General features: G+C 71.6%; 22 protein-coding genes. 11 read left to right on the top strand and 11 right to left on the bottom strand.

Annotated features, from left to right (window positions below; genetic code table 11):
• Positions 1-80: 80 nt before the first annotated feature.
• On the bottom strand, positions 81-3,224 hold the full coding sequence (locus QSK26_RS40620) for an AfsR/SARP family transcriptional regulator (protein WP_285780709.1): 3,144 nt from the start codon (positions 3,222-3,224) through the stop codon (positions 81-83).
• Between the two features lie 119 nt (positions 3,225-3,343).
• Here QSK26_RS40620 and QSK26_RS40615 point away from each other — a divergent pair, with 119 nt between their 5' ends.
• The 5 genes from QSK26_RS40615 to QSK26_RS40595 all read left to right on the top strand — a co-directional run bounded on the left by QSK26_RS40615 (position 3,344) and on the right by QSK26_RS40595 (position 7,659).
• Entirely contained in the window at positions 3,344-3,853 is a 510-nt protein-coding gene (locus QSK26_RS40615; RefSeq protein WP_285780708.1) for a hypothetical protein, read from the top strand.
• 58 nt (positions 3,854-3,911) lie between these two features.
• Positions 3,912-4,754 (top strand): DUF4097 family beta strand repeat-containing protein, encoded by an 843-nt coding sequence (locus QSK26_RS40610; RefSeq protein WP_285780707.1) that lies wholly within the window; start codon positions 3,912-3,914, stop codon positions 4,752-4,754.
• A 239-nt stretch (positions 4,755-4,993) separates the two neighbouring features.
• On the top strand, positions 4,994-5,752 hold the full coding sequence (locus QSK26_RS40605) for an aminotransferase class IV (RefSeq protein ID WP_285780706.1): 759 nt from the start codon (positions 4,994-4,996) through the stop codon (positions 5,750-5,752).
• A gap of 283 nt (positions 5,753-6,035) precedes the next feature.
• A complete protein-coding gene (locus QSK26_RS40600) occupies positions 6,036-7,019 on the top strand; it encodes a TRM11 family SAM-dependent methyltransferase (protein WP_285780705.1) in 984 nt (327 codons plus the stop codon).
• Between the two features lie 127 nt (positions 7,020-7,146).
• Positions 7,147-7,659 (top strand): GNAT family N-acetyltransferase, encoded by a 513-nt coding sequence (locus tag QSK26_RS40595; protein WP_285780704.1) that lies wholly within the window; start codon positions 7,147-7,149, stop codon positions 7,657-7,659.
• Positions 7,660-7,668: 9 nt separating this feature from the next.
• On the opposite strand, the gene QSK26_RS40590 is transcribed toward QSK26_RS40595, so the two are convergent.
• Positions 7,669-9,633, bottom strand: coding sequence for an AfsR/SARP family transcriptional regulator (locus tag QSK26_RS40590; protein ID WP_285780703.1), 1,965 nt, complete (start codon positions 9,631-9,633; stop codon positions 7,669-7,671).
• A 106-nt stretch (positions 9,634-9,739) separates the two neighbouring features.
• Between QSK26_RS40590 and QSK26_RS40585 the strand changes: the two genes are divergently transcribed.
• Positions 9,740-10,618, top strand: a complete 879-nt coding sequence (locus tag QSK26_RS40585) for an alpha/beta hydrolase (RefSeq protein WP_285780702.1) — start codon at positions 9,740-9,742, stop codon at positions 10,616-10,618.
• A 6-nt stretch (positions 10,619-10,624) separates the two neighbouring features.
• On the opposite strand, the gene QSK26_RS40580 is transcribed toward QSK26_RS40585, so the two are convergent.
• The 3 genes from QSK26_RS40580 to QSK26_RS40570 all read right to left on the bottom strand — a co-directional run bounded on the left by QSK26_RS40580 (position 10,625) and on the right by QSK26_RS40570 (position 12,362).
• Complete coding sequence (locus tag QSK26_RS40580) at positions 10,625-11,257, bottom strand: response regulator (RefSeq protein ID WP_285780701.1); 633 nt, start codon at positions 11,255-11,257, stop codon at positions 10,625-10,627.
• On the bottom strand, positions 11,173-11,760 hold the full coding sequence (locus tag QSK26_RS40575) for a sensor histidine kinase (RefSeq protein ID WP_285780700.1): 588 nt from the start codon (positions 11,758-11,760) through the stop codon (positions 11,173-11,175). The genes QSK26_RS40580 and QSK26_RS40575 overlap by 85 nt, the downstream gene beginning before the upstream one ends.
• Before the next feature lie 98 nt (positions 11,761-11,858).
• Entirely contained in the window at positions 11,859-12,362 is a 504-nt protein-coding gene (locus QSK26_RS40570; RefSeq protein ID WP_285780699.1) for a MarR family winged helix-turn-helix transcriptional regulator, read from the bottom strand.
• A 137-nt stretch (positions 12,363-12,499) separates the two neighbouring features.
• Between QSK26_RS40570 and QSK26_RS40565 the strand changes: the two genes are divergently transcribed.
• Positions 12,500-13,432, top strand: a complete 933-nt coding sequence (locus QSK26_RS40565) for an NADP-dependent oxidoreductase (RefSeq protein WP_285780698.1) — start codon at positions 12,500-12,502, stop codon at positions 13,430-13,432.
• Between the two features lie 14 nt (positions 13,433-13,446).
• Here the strand turns inward: QSK26_RS40565 and QSK26_RS40560 are convergent, their stop codons facing one another.
• From QSK26_RS40560 to QSK26_RS40535, 6 genes are all read right to left on the bottom strand, one after another.
• Positions 13,447-13,812 (bottom strand): hypothetical protein, encoded by a 366-nt coding sequence (locus QSK26_RS40560; RefSeq protein WP_285780697.1) that lies wholly within the window; start codon positions 13,810-13,812, stop codon positions 13,447-13,449.
• A gap of 38 nt (positions 13,813-13,850) precedes the next feature.
• Positions 13,851-14,036, bottom strand: coding sequence for a ferredoxin (locus tag QSK26_RS40555; protein WP_502888806.1), 186 nt, complete (start codon positions 14,034-14,036; stop codon positions 13,851-13,853).
• Between the two features lie 73 nt (positions 14,037-14,109).
• Positions 14,110-15,270, bottom strand: coding sequence for a cytochrome P450 (locus QSK26_RS40550; protein WP_285780696.1), 1,161 nt, complete (start codon positions 15,268-15,270; stop codon positions 14,110-14,112).
• Between the two features lie 77 nt (positions 15,271-15,347).
• Positions 15,348-15,911 carry a hypothetical protein gene (locus QSK26_RS40545; RefSeq protein ID WP_285780695.1) on the bottom strand — a complete coding sequence of 188 codons (564 nt, stop codon included), beginning with the start codon at positions 15,909-15,911 and terminating at the stop codon, positions 15,348-15,350.
• Positions 15,844-16,377 (bottom strand): MFS transporter, encoded by a 534-nt coding sequence (locus QSK26_RS40540; protein WP_285780694.1) that lies wholly within the window; start codon positions 16,375-16,377, stop codon positions 15,844-15,846. Before QSK26_RS40540 ends, QSK26_RS40545 begins: the two co-directional genes overlap by 68 nt.
• Positions 16,378-16,448: 71 nt before the next feature.
• Complete coding sequence (locus tag QSK26_RS40535; RefSeq protein ID WP_285780693.1) at positions 16,449-16,622, bottom strand: hypothetical protein; 174 nt, start codon at positions 16,620-16,622, stop codon at positions 16,449-16,451.
• A gap of 391 nt (positions 16,623-17,013) precedes the next feature.
• Between QSK26_RS40535 and QSK26_RS40530 the strand changes: the two genes are divergently transcribed.
• From QSK26_RS40530 to QSK26_RS40515, 4 genes are all read left to right on the top strand, one after another.
• The gene (locus QSK26_RS40530) at positions 17,014-17,325 is read left to right on the top strand and encodes a hypothetical protein (protein WP_285780692.1); all 312 of its coding nucleotides are present in this window, start codon (positions 17,014-17,016) and stop codon (positions 17,323-17,325) included.
• Positions 17,325-18,443, top strand: coding sequence for a hypothetical protein (locus tag QSK26_RS40525; RefSeq protein WP_285780691.1), 1,119 nt, complete (start codon positions 17,325-17,327; stop codon positions 18,441-18,443). Before QSK26_RS40530 ends, QSK26_RS40525 begins: the two co-directional genes overlap by 1 nt.
• A gap of 294 nt (positions 18,444-18,737) precedes the next feature.
• Positions 18,738-19,475: an aminoglycoside phosphotransferase family protein gene (locus QSK26_RS40520; protein WP_285780690.1), complete on the top strand. Its 738-nt coding sequence runs from the start codon at positions 18,738-18,740 to the stop codon at positions 19,473-19,475.
• Positions 19,476-19,980: 505 nt separating this feature from the next.
• A complete protein-coding gene (locus QSK26_RS40515; RefSeq protein WP_285780689.1) occupies positions 19,981-20,208 on the top strand; it encodes a GntR family transcriptional regulator in 228 nt (75 codons plus the stop codon).
• Positions 20,209-20,288 lie beyond the last annotated feature (80 nt).

Genomic DNA, 20,288 nt, shown 5'->3' with positions numbered 1-20,288 from the left:
ACATTCGTACTTGACAACTGCGCTGCCTCTCTCCCAGAAACGGCGAAGCGGCATCGGCTGCCTGTGGGCGCGTGGGATGTTCACGAAGCGAGGGTGATCTCGGCCAGCTCGCGCCAATCCCGCCGCTGCCCGGCACGGGTCGCCTCGGCGAACGCGGTTTCGCCGAGGTGATTCCGGGTGTCCTCGCTGATCCGGGAAGCGTCCGGCTGCGAACGGTCCGGCATGCCGCGCACGCCGTCGCTTGCCGCGAGCAGTCGCGCGGCCTGCTCGTACTGTCCCCGGCGCAGCGCGAGATCCGCGACCCCGATCAGCACGTCGGCGATCACCGGTGGATACGCGTGCTCCACGGCCATGCGGAACGCCTCGGTCCGCTGCGCACGGGCCTTCTCGAGATCCTCGGTGAGGTAGCCGTACAGGTCCATGGTCTTGGCACGGACGGCGTCGCCCATGTCCGCGTCGCCCAGCATCGCCTGTACCGTGGCCAGGTGCGCGTGTGCCTGGTCCGGCTCGCCGCGCCAGCGCGCCAGCTGCGCCTTGGAAAGCGACAGCTCGGCCAGCACGCTAGGCCAGGCGATCCCGCCCGCGCACCGCTGCGCTTCCGCCATGGCGGACGTGCTTGATCGCTCATCTCCGAGCAGCCAGTACAGCTGGGCCTGCCGCCCCCGCAGGCCGACCACGTCCTCGGTCGCGCCCACCTCGGTCAGCGCCGCGACCGCCTCTTCGTGGTGCTCACAGGCGCGTGCGAACTCGCCGCGCATGGCGAGCCGATCGGCCAGGTAGGTCAGCGCCAACGAGATCCCCCAACGGTCACCCAGCGTGCGGAACTCGGTGAGGGCGGTCTCGATGTCGACGTCCACGTCGGTCTCGTCACGGCCGTGGGTGAGCCGCAACCGGCCACGAGCGAGCCTGGCCTGCGCGCGCACCCACGGATCGTCATCGGCGATGAGCGGCTCGAACGCGGACAGGAACTCCGTCGGCTCCCGCAGCATCCGCTCCAGCGGCCCGACGAACCCGAGCAGCGGGTTGCGATACCCGCTGCGCTGGATGAACCGGTGTGCGTCGAGGATCCACTTCCGCGCCTGATACTGATCGCCGCCGGGGCCGGAGGTCACGAACACCGTCACGATGGCGTACGCCATCGCCCGCACCTCATCGGACACCTCACCGTGCAGCGAGGCCGCCGCGATGCTCAACTCGGTGCCCTCGGCCCTGTGCCCACTGAGGAACCAGTACCAGCCCACGGCCGCGACCAGCCGCATCGCCTCCGGGGCCCGTCCCTCGGCGATCGCCCCGCGCAGGGCCGTACCGATGTTGTCGTGCTCGGCCTTGAGCGTGGCCAGCCATTCCAGCTGCTCGGCCCGGCGCAGGTGCGGGTCGGCCGTCTCGGCCAGCTCGGTGAAGTAGGCAAGGTGCGCCCGGCGCGCCGGCTCGGTCTCCCCGGCTTCGGCAAGCCGGTGCGCCGCGTACTCCCTGATGGTGTCGAGCATCCGGTAGCGCGGTGTGCCCTCGCCGTCGGCGATCAGCAGCGACTTCTCGGTCAACGCGGTCAGCAGGTCGAGCACCTGCTCCCCGGCGAACGTCTCGTCCCCGCACACCCGTTCGGCCGCTTCCAGGCTCGCCCCGCCGGAGAACACCGAGAGCCGCCGCAGCACGCCACGTTCGGCCTCGGTCAACAGATCCCAGCTCCAGTCCACGACCGCCCGCAGCGTCTTGTGCCGGGGAAGCGCCGTACGGCTGCCGCCGGTCAGCAGCCGGAACCGGTCATCGAGCCGGCGTGCCAGCTGGTCGACGGACATGGTGCGCAGCCGTGCCGCGGCGAGTTCGATCGCCAGCGGCATCCCGTCGAGCGCCCGGCAGATCCGCGCCATGGCCGACAGGGTGTGCGCGTCGGAGCCGATGTCCTTGCGCACCAGATCCGCGCGGTCCCGCAGCAGCCGCACCGCGGGCGAGGCCCCGACCTCGGCGGGGTCCGCTCCCTGCGCGGGCAGCGCGAGCGGCTCGTTCTGCCACAGCACCTCCCCGGTGATGCCGAGCGGTTCCCTGCTCGTGGCCAGGATCCGCAGCCTCCGGCACTCCCCCAGAAGCCGATCCGCGAAAGCCGCGGCGGCCTCGATCACGTGCTCGCAGTTGTCCAGGACCAGCAAGATCGTGCGTTCCCGGACCGCGGCGATGAGCCGATCCATCGGTTCCCCGCCGCGCGCACCACCGAGCAGTGCCTGGTCACGCAGGCCGATCGCGGTGAGGGCGGCCTGCGCCAGGTCACCGCCTGCCCGCACCGAGGCCAACTCGACCAGCCATGCTCCATCCGGCAGCTCGGCGAGCATCGTCCGCGCGGTCTCCATGGCCAGCCTGGTCTTGCCGGAGCCACCCGCCCCCGTCAAGGTGACCAGCCGGTGCTTGACGGCCAGACCGGCGACCGCGGAGACGACGTCGTCCCTGCCGACGAAACTCGTCAGCTCGGCGCGCAGGTTCGTCCTGCGGTTCTCCGCCCGCTCGCCCAGCTCGCCCCGCAGCAACGCGGTGTGCAGCGCGGAGAGCTCGGCCGACGGATCGGTGCCCAGCTCCTCGGCGAGCCGCTCGCGCGTCCGCTGGTACACGGTCAACGCCTCGGTCCCACGTCCCGCCTCGGCGAGCGCTCGCATCAGGGCCGCCACGAACCCCTCGCGCAGCGGGTACGTGGCAACCAGCTCGGTCAGCTCGGAGACCAACTCCGAGCCACGGCCGAGGCGGATGTCCGCGTCCACCCGGTCCCCGAGCGCGGCAACGTAGAGGTCGTCCAGACGCACGACCGCGGCGTCGAAGACATCGCTGTCGCGCAGTGCGATGTCCGCCATGGCCGTACCGCGCCACAATGCCAGGGCCGAGCGCAGCAGATCGGCCCGCTCCGCAGGCTCGACGGCACGGGCCTGACCAACGAGGTGCTCGAACCGGCTCACGTCCACCGCATCAGGAGCCACGGCCAGCCGGTACCCGCCGGAATCCGCCTCGATCACGCCGTCCGGCAACACTCTGCGCAGCCTGGACACCAGCGCCTGCAAGGCGTTCACTTCGTCCGCGGGCGGCCGTTGCCCCCAGATCCAGTCCACCAGCCTCGCCCGCGTGACGATCCGGCCAGGTTCGAGGGCGAGTGCGGCGAGCAGCGCACGCAACCGAATCCCGGGAACCTCCACCACGGCCCCATCGGGGTTCCGGACCTCGAACGGTCCGAGCAGTCCAACTCGCACATCGGCAATTGTGCCGAACCGTGGCGACAACCGGCTAACCCGGTCAGCCCATGCCAAGAGGCCCCCCGACGCCGAACGGCGGGTTTGCTGTGACGTCACGTTGACGCCATAGTGGTGTCATGGAACTCGCGCCCTATGTCGACAACCTCCGCCGCGAGCTCGCGGCCGCCGCCGAGGCGGGTGGTGAGGAGGCGCGTGCCCTCGCCGAGCGGCTCGCCAGACCGTTGGAGTCGGCCGCCAGGCTCGCCCTGCTGGAGGCGCTGGCCGCCGCCGCCGCCGAGATCACCCGCGACCTCGCCCCGGGCTCGGTCGAGGTACGGCTGCGCGGACGCGACCCCGACTTCGTGGTGACCAGCCCGCCCGCCGACCGCCCGGCGGAGGCGGACCTCGGCTCCCCGGCCGCGCCGCCGGCCCCGCCGGAGGCCGACGAGGGCGGGACGGCACGGCTGTCGCTGCGGGTTCCCGAGCACCTCAAGCCGCGCATCGAGGAGGCCGCCGGCCGTGAAGGGCTGTCGGTCAACGCCTGGCTGGTGCGCGCCATCCACGCCGCGGTCGACAACACCGGCGGCAGGGCGGACCGGCCTGCCACCCGGCGGTCCGAGCAGCGCTACACCGGCTGGGTCCGCTGACGGGCAGGCCCCCGCCTCAGACCGCCCACGCCCGTCACCCCCACAGGAGGGGACCCGCATGCCCACCTTCGACACTCCCGAACCGATCTCCGTCACGATCGCCGTCGGGCTCGGCGGCATCCGGATCAACGCGGCCGACCGTGCCGACACCGTCGTCGAGGTCCGCCCGCGCGACCCGTCGGACGACTCCGACGTGAAGGCCGCCGCCGAGACCAGGGTCGAATACGCCGCCGGCCACCTGCTGGTCAAGGCGCCGAAGAAGAGGTCGCTGTTCTCCTGGAGCGGCGGCGGCTCGGTCGAGGTGCGGATCGACCTGCCGGCCGGCTCGCGCGTGGACGCCGACGCGGCGTCCGACATCCACGGCGAGGGCCGCCTCGGTGACTCCACGTTCAGGACGAGCTTCGGCGAGGTCCGGCTCGACCGGACCGGCAGGCTCCGGCTGCACACCGCCGACGGTGACATCACCGTCCGCCGCTCGGCCGGGCACACCGACGTGACCAGCGCCAACGGCCACATCTCGATCCGCGAGATCGACGGACCCGCGGTGGTCAAGACCGCCAACGGCGGCATCACCCTCGGCGAGGTGACCGGCGACCTGCGGCTGAACACCGCCTACGGCGACATCGTCGTCGACCGCGCCCTGGCCGACGTCGACGCGCGGAACGCCTCCGGTGGCATCCGCGTCGGCGAGATTGTCCGCGGCAAGGTCGTCCTCGAATCCGCCTACGGCGACATGGAGATCGGCATCCGCCGGGGCACCGCCGCCTGGCTGGACCTGAGGACGCCCTACGGCACCGTGCACAACTCCCTGGACGCCGCGGACGGCCCGGCCCCCTCCGAGGAGACCGCCGAGGTGCGCGCCCGCACCTCGTACGGCGACATCGTGATCCGCCGCTCCTGACCGCCACGGTGCGGATCCTGTCCACGTTGATCCGCCCCGACGGGCACGACGTGGTCGGCCGAGGGCGACGCCCCCTGGTGGCCGGCGGGGTCACGGTCTTCCTGACGCGGAGGAGCCACGCGGTCATCGCCGGTCCGCCGGCATCGCACGGGTGGGATATTGGTGGTCGGAGAAGCTGTTCGACCGGGACCCCGCACGCTGACCAGGTCTGGCCGGAGCGGCGCCCAATCCGGAAGGGGATGATCGGCATCAGGCGCACCGTGATCGACGGGGAGGTCGTGGGGCCCGGGTTCGTGATGTCCGCCACCTACGGTCACTTCACCGCCATGCAGGTCAGGAACCGCCGGGTACGCGGCCTCGGCCCGCACCTGGCCAGGCTGGAGGCGGCCAGCCGCGAGCTGTTCGGCGCGGCCCCGGACGCCGAGTTGATCCTCGGCTCGATCAGGACGCTGCTGGGCGAGGACATCCGCGACGCGAGCGTCCGGGTGTACGTCCTGGCGGAGGACCGGGTGCGCGTCGTGGCGATGGCCGGCCCGCCGGTGGACGTCTCCGGCACCCCGCAAAGCGTCCGAACCGTCGTCTACCAGCGCTTCCTGCCGCACATCAAGCACGTCGGCGGCTTCCCGCAGGTGTACCTCAGGCAGCAGGCCGCCGGATTCGACGAGGCGCTGCTCACCACGGAGGACGGCCTGATCTCCGAAGGGGCCATCACCAACCTCGGTTGTATCGGCGGCGGCCGGGTCGTCTGGCCGGACGCGCCGATGCTGCGCGGCATCACGATGCGGCTCATCCAGGAGACGCTCGAACGCGAAGGTGTCCCCCAGGAGCACCGCCCGCTCAGGGCCGCCGATCTCACCGGCTACGACACGGTCTTCCTCACCAACTCGCGCGGCATCACCCAGGTGGGCTCCGTCGACGGCCTCCCCCTCGACGCCCAGGCCGCGCCGATGCGATGGCTCCTCGACCGCTACGAAGCCATCCCGTGGGACGAGGTGTGAGCCGGGTGATCCCGGAAACAGGTCGCCGTCGCGGGGTGACTCCGTTATGGTGACGCGCATGCAGTTCTCCTTCTTCCTGCGCTGACGACCCGTCGGCGATTCGAGGCGATCCCGTCGCTGACGAGGCGGGGCGGCGTGGCGCCGTCCCGGGTCGTGACGTGGGAGAAGAAGAGTTCATGCGTGATGGCACGCCCCTTCTCGGTTCCCCGCGTCCCGGCGCCGCGACCGTCTCGTGACGGGCGCGCGCCTGGTGGCGCGGTGTGTCAGCGGGCTGGAGACCGTGGTGACCCGTGAGGTCCTGCGCGAACAGCTCGGCACCATCAGTCATATCGGGCACCGGGAGGTCCGTTTCAGCGGGTCGGAGTCGGCGGCGGCCGGCCTCCGGACAGCCGACGACGTCTTCCAGGTGACCGGCAGGATCCCCGACATCGGGCACACCAGGGACAGCCTCCCGGAGCTGGCCCGGCTCGCCGCCGGCGCGCGGCTCCGCGAGGGCGCGGCGGGCGTCGAGGTGTCCGCGTCCTTCCTGGGCAGGCGCAACTTCAACCGGTACGACGCCGAGGACGTCGTCGGCAGGGCGCTGTCCGACCGGCTCGGCCTTCCCTACCATTCGCGGCGCGCCGGCACCGCCCCTCCCCCCGGGTACGCCGGCTGGCGGCTGACCATGGACGGGCAGGAGGCGACCTTGATGGCACGGGTCGCCGGCCGGCCGCTGCACCGGCGGGACTACAAGCGGCATGCCATACCGGGGACCCTGCATCCGCCGGTGGCCGCCGCGATGGCGCTGCTGGCCGAGCCCGGTCCCGGTCAGCAGGTGCTCGACCCGTGCTGCGGCGCGGGGACGGTGCTCATCGAGGCGGGACGCCTCCAGCCGCAGGCCCGGTTGCGGGGCTATGACCTCGACCCGGGCGCGCTGGCCGCCGCGCGGGCCAACGCGGCGGCGTCCGGGACGCCCGTCGCGTTCGGGCGCGGCGACGCCGCCAGGCTCCCGCTGCCGGACCGCAGCGTCGACCGGGTGCTGACCAACCCCCCGTGGGGCGGGCAGGTGCCGCCGGGCGGGCGGCTGTCCGGGACGCCCGGCCGGCTGTGGGCGGAGATCCGGCGGGTGCTGCGCCCGGACGGCCGCGCCGTCGTGCTCATCCCCGATACCGCCGCCCTGGCCTCCGCCATCGGCCACGGCCTGCTCCCGGCGCACGTCCAGCACGTGAGCCTGTCCGGCGCCCACCCGCACATCGTGCTCCTCACCCCGGCTCCGGACCGGCTGTGACGTCCGGCCGGTGATCGGGCGGGCCGCCTCGAACCGAACTGGAGGCGGCCCGCCCTATCCGGCGGATGTCCTCAAAAGGCGCGATACGGTGCGAAGTTATGAACTGTGCTGATCAAGGAGTCCTCGCATGGTCCGGGTGACGTTGCGTCCCGTGGTCGAACTGGATCTGATGATCTTCGAGAGGGAGTTCTACTCGCTCGAAGGCAGAGGACACCTCCAGTGGTTCGGCCACCGCTCACCGCACATGGAACGCCGGATCTTCGCCGAGACGGGATACCTCGGGGACGACGGCGGCATGCTCACCGTGTGCTCCGACGACGAGGTGGCCGGCCGGGTCCAGTGGTTCAAGAACTCCTGGGGGCCGCCCGCCACGTCATGGTGCTGGACGATCTCCATCCTGGTCAGGCCCGCCCACCAGGGGAACGGAGTGGGCACCGAGGCGCAACGCCAGCTGGTCGCCTACCTGTTCGAGCACACCCAGGCGCACCGGATCCAGGCGTCCACCGACATCGACAATCAGGCCGAACAGCGCGCGCTGGAGAAGGCCGGATTCCGGCGCGAAGGCGTCCTCCGCGAAGCGCAGTGGCGCGGCGGACGGTGGCACGACCAGGTCCTCTACTCCCTGCTGCGCACCGACTGAGCCGCCCGCTCACCGGGCCCGCCGGAGCGCGGCGACCAGGTCGTCCAGGTGCCCGGCGACCGGCCCCAGGGTGACGAGGCCGCTGCCCGCCCCGGCCAGCTCCGCCGCCGCGGGGGCGAGCTCGGCGCGGGCCCGTTCCATCGTCTCCCGGTCGCCGACGGCGACGGCCGCCCTGGCGGTGAGGCACCACATGGCTTCGAACAGCAGGTCACGGGGCGGGTCCGGGACCTCGCGCAGCGCCGCGGCGGCCGCGTCGCGGCGATCGTGGGCCAGCAGCCGCAGCGGGCGGGCCCACGGCTCGTAAGGTCCCCAGTCGAGACGTTCGTCATCCGGGGCGGGCAGCCCATGTCGTACGCGCAGGCACAGCAGCGCGAGCGGCAGCAGTCCGCGCTCCAGTCCGGGCATGCCGGCGCCGTCCAGCCCGGCGGCCGCGTCCCGGTACGCCGCCTCCGCCTCGGCCGCCGTCGCCCCGGTCGCGGCGAGCCGCAACGCGCCGTACCACCGGGTGAACACGCTTACCAGCGGCAGTTCGTGCCGCTCGGCCAGCCGGTCCGCGGCGGCCGCGTGCAGATCAGCCGCGCCGAAGTCGGCCAGGGCGCTGCGGGCCTGGAGGCGGATGAGGTGTCCGAGCACCTCGAAGCCGGCCAGGCCGTGCCGAGCGGACAGGGCGACGAGTTCGGCGCCGATCTCGTCGCGGCGCGGCGCCAGACCGGCACGCTGGAAGCTCTGCATGAACACGGCGTTCAGCGCGAACGCCAGCAGCGCCGGATCGTCCAGCCTGCGGGCCACCTCCTCCGCCTGCCGGGCGGCGTGCGGCCCGCGCGCCGAACGGGCGCCGCGCGACTCCAGGGCGATCGTGGCCAGCAGCCGGGCCCGGACCGCCTCGTGCCCTCCGGGCGGCAGGCCGGCCAGGGCGCGCTCGGCCGCCGCGACCACCCGCCCGGCCTGTTCCGGGTCGTCAACACGCGTCCAGATCGCCGGGACGTCGTAGGCGCCGATCACCCGGGCGGTCAGCTCCGCGTCGCCGAGTTCCTCGGCAGCGGCGATGGCCGACACCCGGTGCCTGCGGGCTTCCAGCAGGCCACCGCCACCGGTCACCGCGAGGTCACGCAGCAGCGCGACGGTCGACTCCAGCCGCACCCGGGCGCCGGACGGCACGGCGCGGTCGTAGGCGGCTGCCGCCCGCTCCCACACCCGGGCCGCGCCGCCCGGCCCCGGATCGAGACGGGCCGCGTGGCCGAGAATGTCCGCCTCCAGGCCGCGCAGCCCCGGGCCCGGATCCACGCCCAGTTGCTCGACCAGGAGCGTGCGCGCCCGGCGCAGTACCGCCAGCGCGTCCCCCTGCCGGCCGGTGCGGTACAGCGCCAGGGCCAGCAGTCGCCAGGCGTCCTCGCGCCAGGGGTGTTCGGCCACGTGCGCGTCCAGATCGGCCGCCGCCTCCGCGGCGAGGCCCAGGGCCAGCCGGGCCTCGGCCCGCCGTTCGACCGCGTGCAGCCGCAGCTCCGTGAGCCGGGACCGCTCCGCGCGGGCCCACGGCTCACCGGCGAACCCGGCGTAGGCGGGCCCGCGCCACCAGCCCAGCGCCTGCCCGAGCCGCGCCGCCACGTCCGCGGGCGGCAGCGTCGCCACGGCGGCCACCGCCTCCTCGAAACGCCAGGCGTCCACCGCGTCCGGCCCGGCGCGCAACGCGTACCCCGGCCCCTCGGTGACCAGCAGCCGGGCCGGAGCGCGAGGCGGACGCTCGGGCTCCAGAGTACGGCGGAGCGCGGCCACGAACGTGCGCAGCGCGCCCACCGCGTCGGCGGGCGGCTCGGCCCACAGGTCCTCGACCAGACGGCCCACCGGGACGACGCGGCGGCGGGCGACGATCAGCCGGGCCAGCACCGCGCGATGCCGTGGCCCCTTCAGGGCGACCACGTCCCCGGCCGCGTCCCAGGCCGCCACCGGCCCCAGCACCCCGAACGCGACCCCCACCCCTGACCCCCTTTCCGCGCATCGTCCCTGGTCACGGTAGCGCGCTCATCGGATGCTCATCCGCGCCAGGCAGGCTTCCGGTGAACCACCCGCGAAAGGACGGACCATGTCACCCGCCATCACCGGCTTCACCTACCGGCGCGTCCCCGTCGCCGAGGGCGTGTCCCTCAACGTCGCCGCCGGCGGCTCGGGCACGCCGATCGTGCTGCTGCACGGCTTCCCGCAGACCCACCTCATGTGGCGGCACGTCGCCGCCGACCTCGCGACCGGCCACACCGTGATCTGCCCCGACCTGCGCGGCTACGGCGCCAGCGACAAACCCGCCGGCGCCGACCCGGCGGCCTACGCCAAGCGCACCATGGCCGCCGACGTCGTCGCCCTGGCCCGCGCCCTCGGCCACGACCGCTTCGCGCTCGCCGGACACGACCGCGGCGCCCTGGTCGCCTTCCGCGCCGCGCTCGACCACCCCGAGACGATCACCCATCTGGCCTGCCTGGACGTGCTCCCGACGCTGGACATGTGGCAGGCGATGCACGGCACCACCGCCGCCGTCGGCTTCCACCTCTACCTGATGGCCCAGCCTCCCGGTCTGCCCGAAAAGCTGATCGCCGCCTCCTCTGACGCCTTCTTCGGCCACTTCCTCGACGCCTGGACCGGCGACCCGCGGGCCGTGCCCGCCGAGATCCGCGCCGCCTACCTGGACGCCTGCCGCGACGCGGTGCCCTCGATCGTCGCCGACTACCGCGCCTCTGCCGGCATCGACGTCAAGCACGACCAGGCCGACCGCGCCGCCGGCAACCGGCTGCGGATGCCGGTCACCGTGCTCCAGCAGGACTGGGGCGCCGCCCTCGGCTACGACGCCGCCGCACTGTGGCGCGCCTGGGCGCCCGACCTGCGGCACACCACCGTCGGCTACGGTCACTTCATGGCCGAAGAGGCCCCGGCCGCCGTCGCCGAGGCGTTGCGCGCCCTGCTCACCCGCTGAACGACGCTACTCGGGCCCGGCTCTGCCGGTGGACCAGGCCCACGCGGCTATGGCGACCCGGTTCCTGGCGCCGGTCTTGCGCTGGACGGACGCGATGTGGTTCTTCACCGTGCCGGGGGCGAGGAAGAGCTCGGTGGCGATCTCGGCGTTGGTCTTCCCGTGCGCGACCATGGCCACGATCTCGTCCTCGCGTTCGGTGAGGACGACGCTCGGGCTCTCGTGCGGCAGACCGCGCCGGCGGAGCAGCCGGACGGTGAGCTGCGGGCTGATGAGCATGTCGCCGTTCATCGCGGCCCGGACGGCCTCGACGAGCAGCGTGGGACCGGAGCGTTTGAGGATGAACCCGGACGCGCCGTGCCGCAGCGCGGCGTGCACGTACTCGTCGAGGCCGAAGGTGGTGACGATCACCACGTGGATGCCGGTGCCGGCGAGGGCGCGGGCCACCTCGATGCCGTCGGCTCCGGGCATCCCGATGTCGGCGAGCACGACGTCGGGCCTGATGGCCGTGGCGGTGTCGATCGCGGCGCGGCCGTCGGCGGCCTCGGCGACCACCGTCATGTCGGGCTGGGCGTCGAGGATGAGCCGGAAGGCGCTGCGGATGCCTTCCTGGTCGTCGGCGACGAGGATTCGGGTGACCACCCCGGCGATTGTGCCAGCGGCAGCCTGGCCGTGAGCGACCACCCGTGCGGTACGGCCCGCGAGACCAGTTCGCCGCCGTGTGCCCGGACGAGTGCGGTCAGGCCCGGCAGACCGGACCCGCCACGCCGGTCGCCACGCGCCCCGCTCACACCGTCGTTGGTCATCGAGACCTCCAGGGCGTCGCCCGAGGCGCTGACCCGCAGGTCGACCAGGCTGACCTTGGGGGCGTGCCGCCGGACGTTGGTCAGTCCCTCGATCATGATCCGGTAGGCCAGGGTCGCGGTCTCCGCCGGTACCGTCACCTCCGGGTCCAGATGCAGCCGGACCTGCCCGGGGCCGGCCGCGGAGAAGCGCTCGGCGGCCTCGCGGATGCCGCCCAGGTCACCGGCGGGGGTCAGGGGCCGGTCGTGATGCAGCATGTCCAGGGTGCGGTCCAGCATCGACATGGCCCGCAGGCCCGCGGCCTCCACGCGGTCGAGCGCCTGCCGCGGATCGCCCGCCACCTGGCCGGCCTGGGCGTGCGCCGCCCAGGTCCCCCGCCCCGGCGTGCGGACGTCGAGCTGACCCGACCGGCGTCGCGGGCTCGCGGCGGCTTCCGTCCCTACCGAGCAGTGTCCCCGCGCTGTTTGCGGGGGGCGGCGGAGCGGGGTGGCCGGCTGCGCATGTGGTCGCGGACGCGGTTCATGATGTCACTGAGCGCGTTCAGGTCGTTCTGGGCGAGGGGGGCGAACAGCAGGCGGCGCACGACCTGGATGTGGCCGGGCAGGACCTCGGCGAGGCGGGCGCGGCCGGCGTCGGTGACGGTGACCCGGGTGGCGCGCTCGTCGTCGGGGCAGGTGCTGCGGGTGATGAGGCCGGCCTTCTCCAGCAGCCCGGCCTGGTAGGTGAGGCCGCTGCGGCTGTAGACGACGCCGTCGGCCAGGTCGGTCATGGTCAGCTGCCCCTCGGCGTCGACGAGGCGCACCAGCAACTGGAACTGCACGTAGCTGAGGTCGCCCCCGGCCCGCAGCTGCTGTTCGACACCGTGCTGGAGCAGGCTGACCACCTCCTTGAGCGCGAAGTAGACCCCCAACTGCTCCGGATCCAGCGCGTCGGTCTCGGCCATCCCTCCATCCTACATATTTCGAATTCAAAGCACATGGTGACGATCGTCACGCCGCTCCTGGGTATTGCTTCGAACTCGCAGCACGTTACGGTCTCCACATGCTTCGACTTCGAAGCATCCTGATCTTAGGAGAGACCATGAAGGCAGTGCGTTACCACCGGTACGGCGACAGCGACGTCCTCACCTACGAGGACACCGAGCGGCCCGTGCCGGAAGCGGGGCAGGTGCTGGTGAAGGTGGCCGGCACCTCGTTCAACCCGGTAGACGTGGCGATCCGCGCCGGATACCTGCGGGAGGCGTTCTCGCTCACCTTGCCGCACGTGCCGGGCTTCGACGTGGCCGGGACGATCACCGAGGTCGGCGCGGACGTGACCGGCTGGGAGACCGGCACGGCGGTGGTGGCGTTCCTGCCGCTGGCCGCGCCCGGCGCCGCCGCCGAGTACGTCGCCGCGCCGGCCGAGGTGCTGGCCGCCGCCCCGCGGACGGTCGAACTCGCCGACGCCGCGGCCCTGCCCGCGGTCGGCCTGACGGCCTGGCAGTCCCTGTTCGACCACGCCGACCTCCAGGCGGGCCAGACGCTTCTCATCAACGGCGCCGGAGGCGCGGTGGGCGGGTACGCCGTCCAACTGGCCAAGCAGGCCGGAGCGCTGGTCACCGCGACCGCGAGCGCGCGCAGCGCCGAACGGATCCACGCCTACGGCGCCGACCAGGTCATCGACTACACCACCACTTCCCTCCCCCAGGCGGCCGGCGGGCGGTTCGACGTCGTCCTCAACCTGGTCCCCACCTCCGACCAGGAGACCGCGGCCCTGGTCGGCCTGGTCGCCGACGGCGGGATCCTGGTCAGCGCCACCACCCCGGCGCCCGAGGACACCACCCGGAAGGTGCGGACGGCTCAGGTCTTCGCCCGCAGCAACGCCGCCCAACTCGCCGAGCTCGTCGCCCGCGTCGACACGGGCGACCTGAAGATCCACGTCGCCGACCGCCGCCCCCTGTCCGACCTCGCCACCGTCCACGACCTGTCCGCCACCGGCCGCCTCGCCGGCAAGACCATCCTGTTCCCCGCCTGAGGCCACCGCCCGGCCTACGGGCGGAGCTGCTCCGGGCAGAGCGGGGCCCGCCACAGCGCCGCGATCACGAGCAAGACGATCGCTCCGGCCGTGAGAATCGCGTTGCCGGTCAGGTCGAGTGCCGGGCTCGTGGGCTCGATCGATGCGTACTCGGGCGACAGGCTCGCGGGCTCGAACGGTTTCCACGGGAACGAGTGCCACGCGTATGTGAGCACGGCAACGGCCCACAGGGCGCGCTCGCCCAGCCACGGCGTGGTACGGCGGGAGCCGGCCGGCGTCTCCATGATCGCGATTGGCACGCTGATGCTCCAGACGGTGTGCACTCCGGCCATGAACAGCAGCCACGGCAACGCCGTGCCGAGCGCCCGCCGCCGAAGCACCTGCGACGACGATTCAAGAGGGCTGGTTCACGACGGGGTCAGTGTGATCGCCTGGGCTGGGCAGATGGGGCGGCCTCACGGACGTCCTCCTGTAGCCCGGATGCCAGGCTGTCTCGCAGGAGTACGGCGATGCCGTCGGCGTCACGTTGGTCGAACACCTCAGGTGAGCCGAGTACGCATTGCCCGGAGCCGACGCAGGCGTCCTGGTCGATGGTGATCTTCACGTTTCTCCTTGGGTGACTTACCAGGTGACGGGTAGTTCGCGCACCCCGTAGAAGACCGCGTTCTCCTTGAACGTCAGCTGTTCCAGCGGTACGGCCAGGGCCAGTGTGGGGATGCGCCGTACAGGGTGCCGTAGACGACCTGCAGTTCCACTCGGGCCAGTGACTGGCCCAGACACTGGTGGGCGCCGAAACCGGAGGCGACATGGTGGCGGGCCTTGCGGTGGACATCGAGGGTGTCGGGGTCGGGGAAGGCCGAGGGGTCGCGGTTGGCGATGCCTTTCACCAAGATGATGCCTTCGCCTTCGCGGATCAGTCTGCCGCCGACCTCCAGATCTTCCCGCGCGACGCGGCGCGCTTCGGTGTGGGTGATGGAGAGGTAGCGCAGGAGCTCTTCGACGGCGCCCGCCACCAGCGCGGGGTCGCCGCCGGCACGGACCGCGCTCAACTGGTCCGGGTGCGTCAGCAGCGCGGTCGTGCCCAGCCCGATCATGGTCGCGGTGGTGTCGTGCCCGGCCACCAGAAGGAGTTGACCGGCCGTGGCGATCTCACGCCGGCTCATCGCGCCGGTCCGATACTGCTCGACGGCCAGCCTGCTGAACACGTCGTCGCCCGGCTCGGCGTTCTTCTTGTCCACCAACTCCTCCAGGCAGGCATTCAGGTCCTCGCTGGCGGCCATGGCCTGTTGGGGGTCGGGCTCGTCCATGACGAGCGTGCGGGACACTCGCTGGAAGAGGTCGCGGGCGGTATAGGGCGCGCCCAGCAGTTCGCAGATCACCAGTGAGGGAACCGGCAGCGCGAACGCCTCCACCAGATCGACCGGATTCGGACCGGCGAGCATCTCGTCGATGAGGTCGTCGACGATCCGCTGGATCCGGGGCCGCAACGCCTCCATCCTCTTGATCGTGAAGTCCGAGGTCAGCAGCCGCCGCTGGGCGGTGTGCTCCGGCGCGTCCATCTGCATCAGCGTCTTCATGTGCGCGTCGCGTGCCTTGCTCACCGCGTTGGTGTGCGGGAAGCCGGGTTGCGCCACGTCGACGCTGACCCGCCGATCGGCGAGCAGCGCACGCACATCCGCATGGCGGGTGACCATCCACGGGGTGCTGCCGTCCCACAGTCTCACTCGTGAAACCGGCGCGTCTTCGAGTCGTCGGCTCAACTCCGGCGACGGGTCGAAGGGACACCCCGTCGCGCGGGCCATCGGAAAGGCCGGCATCTCCGGCAGGGCGTCAGTCATGGCATCTCCTCGCATCGAATGCGGTCATCAGGTGATCTCGGGCATGTGCTGAACAGGCGATCGGAATGCCGAGCCGGTCAGCTCGAACGGTTCGCCGCGCGTGCGGTGACGGCGCCGATCGCGCAGATGATCGCGAACCCGGACGCCAGGAGCAGCGGGCCGATGATGCGCAAACGGCGTACCGTGTGCTCCCTGGTGGCCGATGAGCTGCCGAGCTGGGTCAGCGACCAGCCGAGCGAGATGGCCGCCCCGAACAGGCCGGCCGCGAGCGGGGACAGCCCGCCCAACTGCTGGCCGAACAGCGGGACGAACGACTCGACCGCGACACCGAAGGCCAGTAGCCCGAGCGTCAGGTAGATCCACTTCAGAGGCGAGCCGGCCTGGTAGGTCGTACGCGGGAAGACCCGCAGCTCGCTGCTCCGTTCGTAGCCGACGAAGGCGGCCACCAGCAGCAGTGCCACCACGATGCCGCCCACCGTCGCCAGGGTGCCGGGCAGCACTCCGGCCAGGCTGACGGCCGCGGTGGCCGCCGTGACCAGCAGCAGCGACACGACCGGGACCGGCGCCCGAGCGTCACTTCGTTCGCCGCGCGGCAGCACCCGGGGCACGACCGCGCAGCACGCCGCCGCGATCACCGCCATCGCCACGAACGCCAGACGCCACGAGCCGAACTGGGCGAACAGGCCGCCGGAGCGCCGGGCCGACGAAGTTGCCGACGCCGTACATCGCTGACATCAGGGCGTTGCCACGGGTCCACAGTCGGCGCGGCAGGGCCGAGCGGATGACGGCGAACCCCAGCCCGGACAGCACCCCCGCCCCGAATCCCTGGACGCCCCGGCCGGCCAGCAGGACCGGCATCGCCGGGCTCGCCGCACAGGCCAGCGAGCCTGCCAGGAACACGGCGAAGCCGAGGCGGTAGGCGCCGACGTTCCCCCACCGGGCCAGGAGGCGGCTGACCAGCATCGTCGCGATCACCATGGCGACGAGGTAGATCGTCATGTTCCAGGCGTAGAAGCCGGCGCCGCCGATGTCGGCCACCGCGGTCGGCAGCAGGCTTGAGGCCAGATAGATATTGACCGCACCGACGAGCACGCCGCCCGCCAGCACGATCGCAGCTCCGAGATGTGGGGGGCCCAGCAGTTCCCGCCAGGAAGGCGGGGCGGGGGGCGAATCGGGAATCACGTGGTCATCTCGCTCAGGTCGTCGGGGGCTGCGGTGGGCTTTCCGGGTTCGGACTCGCCGGCCACGGCCATGGAGGCGTTCCGCGCATCGATCCGTCCGCCGCGTGGCCGCCGGTCGCGGGTCTCGATGGCAGGCTCCGCGCCGGGCTGCTCGTTGTCACCAGCACTCATGACTTCGAGGCTGTCGTTGAACTGAGCCCGGAGACTTTTCGCCGCCTTTCGTGGACGGTTCTGGCCCGGGTGCCGGGGAAGCCTCAAGCCGCGGTCGAACCGTGCCGCTCCCTGTGGTCGAGGCCATGCGAGCAGCCGATCAGGCACCTCTCCATGACGAACACGGTTGAGGCCGCGGCAACCTGTGACACAGTCACACAGGGGATCCGGCGATCACACCGGCGAGCAAGTGCCGCCGTTCTGTGATCTTTGTTGCGGGTGATATGTGGCGTGCGATAGATTCCCGCAATCTGATCTTCACTCGGATGACACTTGCTGTCTGTTCGTGTGGTTCGTCGGGTGCCGGGTGAGTGCCCCTGTCGCCGGAGGAGCGCCAGAGAGAGGAATGCCGATGGCCTACGACGGGTTCGTCCACGACGACGAGGGCAGAGAGCTTGCCGGCCGCGCCTATCTGGGGTTGGCCGATGACCACGTCTCCCACGAAGCGGCGATGCGCGGCATACTCGACGGCGAGTCGCCCGTGCCGTACGAGGAGATCGCCGCACCCTATTACGAGTTCCTGAGCAAGCTCCTGCAACAAGGCGGGGAGCAGGCCGGGGAGCTCGGCTTCGCCGGTGCCGGGCAGGTCGAGACGGCCCGGGGCAATGTCGCCCTGGAGCGGAGCATCGCGGACGCCTTCACCCCGACGGACCGGGACGTCTGATGAGCGATCAGACGGTGGCGTCCGGTCTGGCGTTGATCGGTGCGCAGCCGTTGCCGGGGTTGCCGGCCTCGCATGCGGCGCATGTGGCGGCGTTGGAGTCGAACGCGGGGCATTACGATCGTCTGCTCGGAGACAGCCGGCAGGCTTCGCTGCGGGCTCAGGGCAACGCGGGTGCGGCGGCCGAGGCGATCAACGGGAATGTGGCCGGTATCGACGGCCGTCTCGCGCAGAACCGTGCGTTGTCCAGTATCGGCGGCGGGGTGATGCGCACCGTCGGGAGTTTCTGCGAGTGGATCCAGAGCAACTGGAAGGCGATCGCGGTCGCCGCCGCGGCTGGCGGCGCTTTCCTGGTGACGCCGGCCGGGCGAGCTCTTCTGGTACGCCTGCGCGGGCTGGCCGCCAAGGTCCAGGAGATGCTGCGCAGCGGTGTCAGGCAGCTCGCCCAGATCTTCAAGGCACTGACCGACAAGATCACCGGAGCCAAGAAGCGGCTGGCGGAAAGCCAGGCCCGCAGCCGCGTCCAGACGGACATGGCGGAGAGGTTCCCCCCGGCGGCGCCGCGCACACCGCGAGCGCAGGCCGCTGACGGTGTGGCCAGTGCGCGGCAACGGCTCAAAATGGCCGAACGGGCCCTCGCGGAGAGGAGGAAGGTCCTCGATGCGATCGATTCGACAATATGGCAGGCTCGCGCCACGGCTCGCTCGAGGTCGGGCTCGGACATTCACTGGCGGTTCTACCAGAGGTTCGGAGTCCGCGACCATCCGCTTCTCTACACGGACGAGCTGGCCAAGATGAGACCGTATGCGGAGGCGCTGGGCAAAATGGACCGACTCGGGACCGGGCAGGTTCGGCGGTACCTGGACGACGCCGACAAGGTGCTTTCCGAATCGGGCTCCATCGTCCGGGTCAACAAGCTGGACATGCCGCCGGGAATGGCCGAAACAAGCGCCCAGGCCTCCTGGCTGCGGTCCGTCAGCGACGGTCTCGACCGGAGATTGGCACGGGCGCAGGACCGCATGGACGGGTACGCGGAATATGTGGTCATGCCCGATGGAAGCTCCGTGCGCGTGAGCCACCCGGGAGACAAGGCCCGCTTGCTGGGCGGGCGGCCGGGATAGGGCCGCACGTGCGCCCTCGGGCGGATCCGCCGAGTTCGAGCGATGGCGCGGCCGAGGTTGCGAACCAGCTGTCCCGGCCCGGCCCGCGGGTGATCGCTACTCGGTCTTCCCGGGGAAGGTCATGCGGGTCTTCAGGGAGGACAGCCGTTCGTCGAGGACCAGGCCGGCGTTCCGCAGTGCGGTGATCTGGTCGTCGGCCCGTCGAAGTCCGGGCACGTCGACCTCGTGGAGCCGCGCAGTCGCACGCGATAAACCCGTGGCTACGTCGATGATCATTTCGCGATAATGGCCGGCGTGGAAGAGGTCGAGGTCGTCGTTGCTCATCACGAGTGCGCGACTCTGCGCGTCGGTGATGTGTTCCTGAAGATCGACGCTGATCAGACACGCACCGACGTCGAGGTCGAGGCGATGGCTATGGCGCCGATCCCGACTCCGGAGGTGCTGTGGCGCAAGCCGCCCGTGCTCGCGCTCGCCGCCCTCCCAGGCACGGCCCTCGGGCGCCTCGGCGAGCCGTCGACCGCGTCGGCGGCGGCGTGGGCCGCGGCGGGTGCCGCCGTACGGATGCTGCACGACGCGCCGCTGCCGCCATGGCCCGGCCGGAGCCTCGATGAGATCGCATTGCACCTCGACGGCGAATGCGAGTGGCTCGTCACGAACGGTGTCCTTCCCACCGACCTGGTCACGCGCAACCGCCAGATTGCCGAGGCCGCGCTCCGGCCGTGGACACCGGTGTTCACACACGGCGACCTGCAGGTCGCCCACGTGTTCGCCGACGGTGACAAGATCACCGGCGTGATCGACTGGACCGAGGCGGGCCAGGGCGATGCCCTGTTCGACCTCGCCATCCTGACGCTCGGACACGAGGAGCACCTTGGCGACGTCGTCGCCGGCTACGGCACCGACGTCGACCTCGACGTGATCCGCGCCTGGTGGTCGTTGCGAAGCCTGCTGGCAGTCAGATGGCTGGTCGAGCACGGCTTCGACCCGTCCGCGCCAGGCTGCGAGGTAGACGTGCTGAGATCCCGGATGTGAGGCCGCGCGAGCCCGACGGCCACGAGTGCGGCCCGAATGCGTGCCCGTAACCGAGCGTAGACGTCGGCCCGAGGACCGGCGGGCGGGTGGCACGCGATCTTTGTACGTCAGCGCGTACCTGACTCTGCAGCGGAACCCGTACGCCGACACGCACCCGCTGGGCGGGCGATGCGCACGCCCTGCGGGGGTTCGGGGAAGGCAGTCCCCGAGTCCACAGACGGACTCAGCATCTCCAGGGCGATGCCGTGCGCGGCCGGCGCGTCCAGCTGGCCGGACTGAAGTTCCTGGGTGAGGTGGGAGCAGCGGGCGTAGGTGACGCGGATGTCCGGTGGCCGGGGTGTCGGCGGGGATCGGCGCCGGCGGTGGGGTGCCCGACCGCCAAAGCCGCCCTGGCGCGCGGTCGGTCGGGGTCGGCGCGACCCGCGCGAGAGGCCAGGAGGCCGAGTTGACGAAGATCGTGAGCGTTAATACCCTTTTACTAATCTAATAGGAAAAGGGTGCTGCGGTGATCAAGCTTCGCCTCGACCCAAGCTCCGGTGTGGCGACCTATCTGCAATTGGTGCATCAGGTCAAACAGGCATTGCGGCTCGGTGTGCTCATGCCGGGCGATCGGCTGCCGACGATCAAAGAGGTCGTCAACGACCTGGCGATCAATCCGAACACAGTGGCCAAGGCCTACCGCGAACTGGGGTGTTCACGAGTGGGTCTGGCCTGGGACGGAAAGATAGCGTAAAGATCGCTTCCCGCACGGAAAGTGATCGTTTCCCGCATTGAGCGTCGTGGAGCTCTTCATGCTGGAGACGATCGTGTTCC

Source organism: Microtetraspora sp. NBRC 13810, from assembly GCF_030268685.1.
GTDB lineage: Bacteria > Actinomycetota > Actinomycetes > Streptosporangiales > Streptosporangiaceae > BSRQ01.
This window is presented reverse-complemented; position numbering and strand designations above follow the sequence as displayed.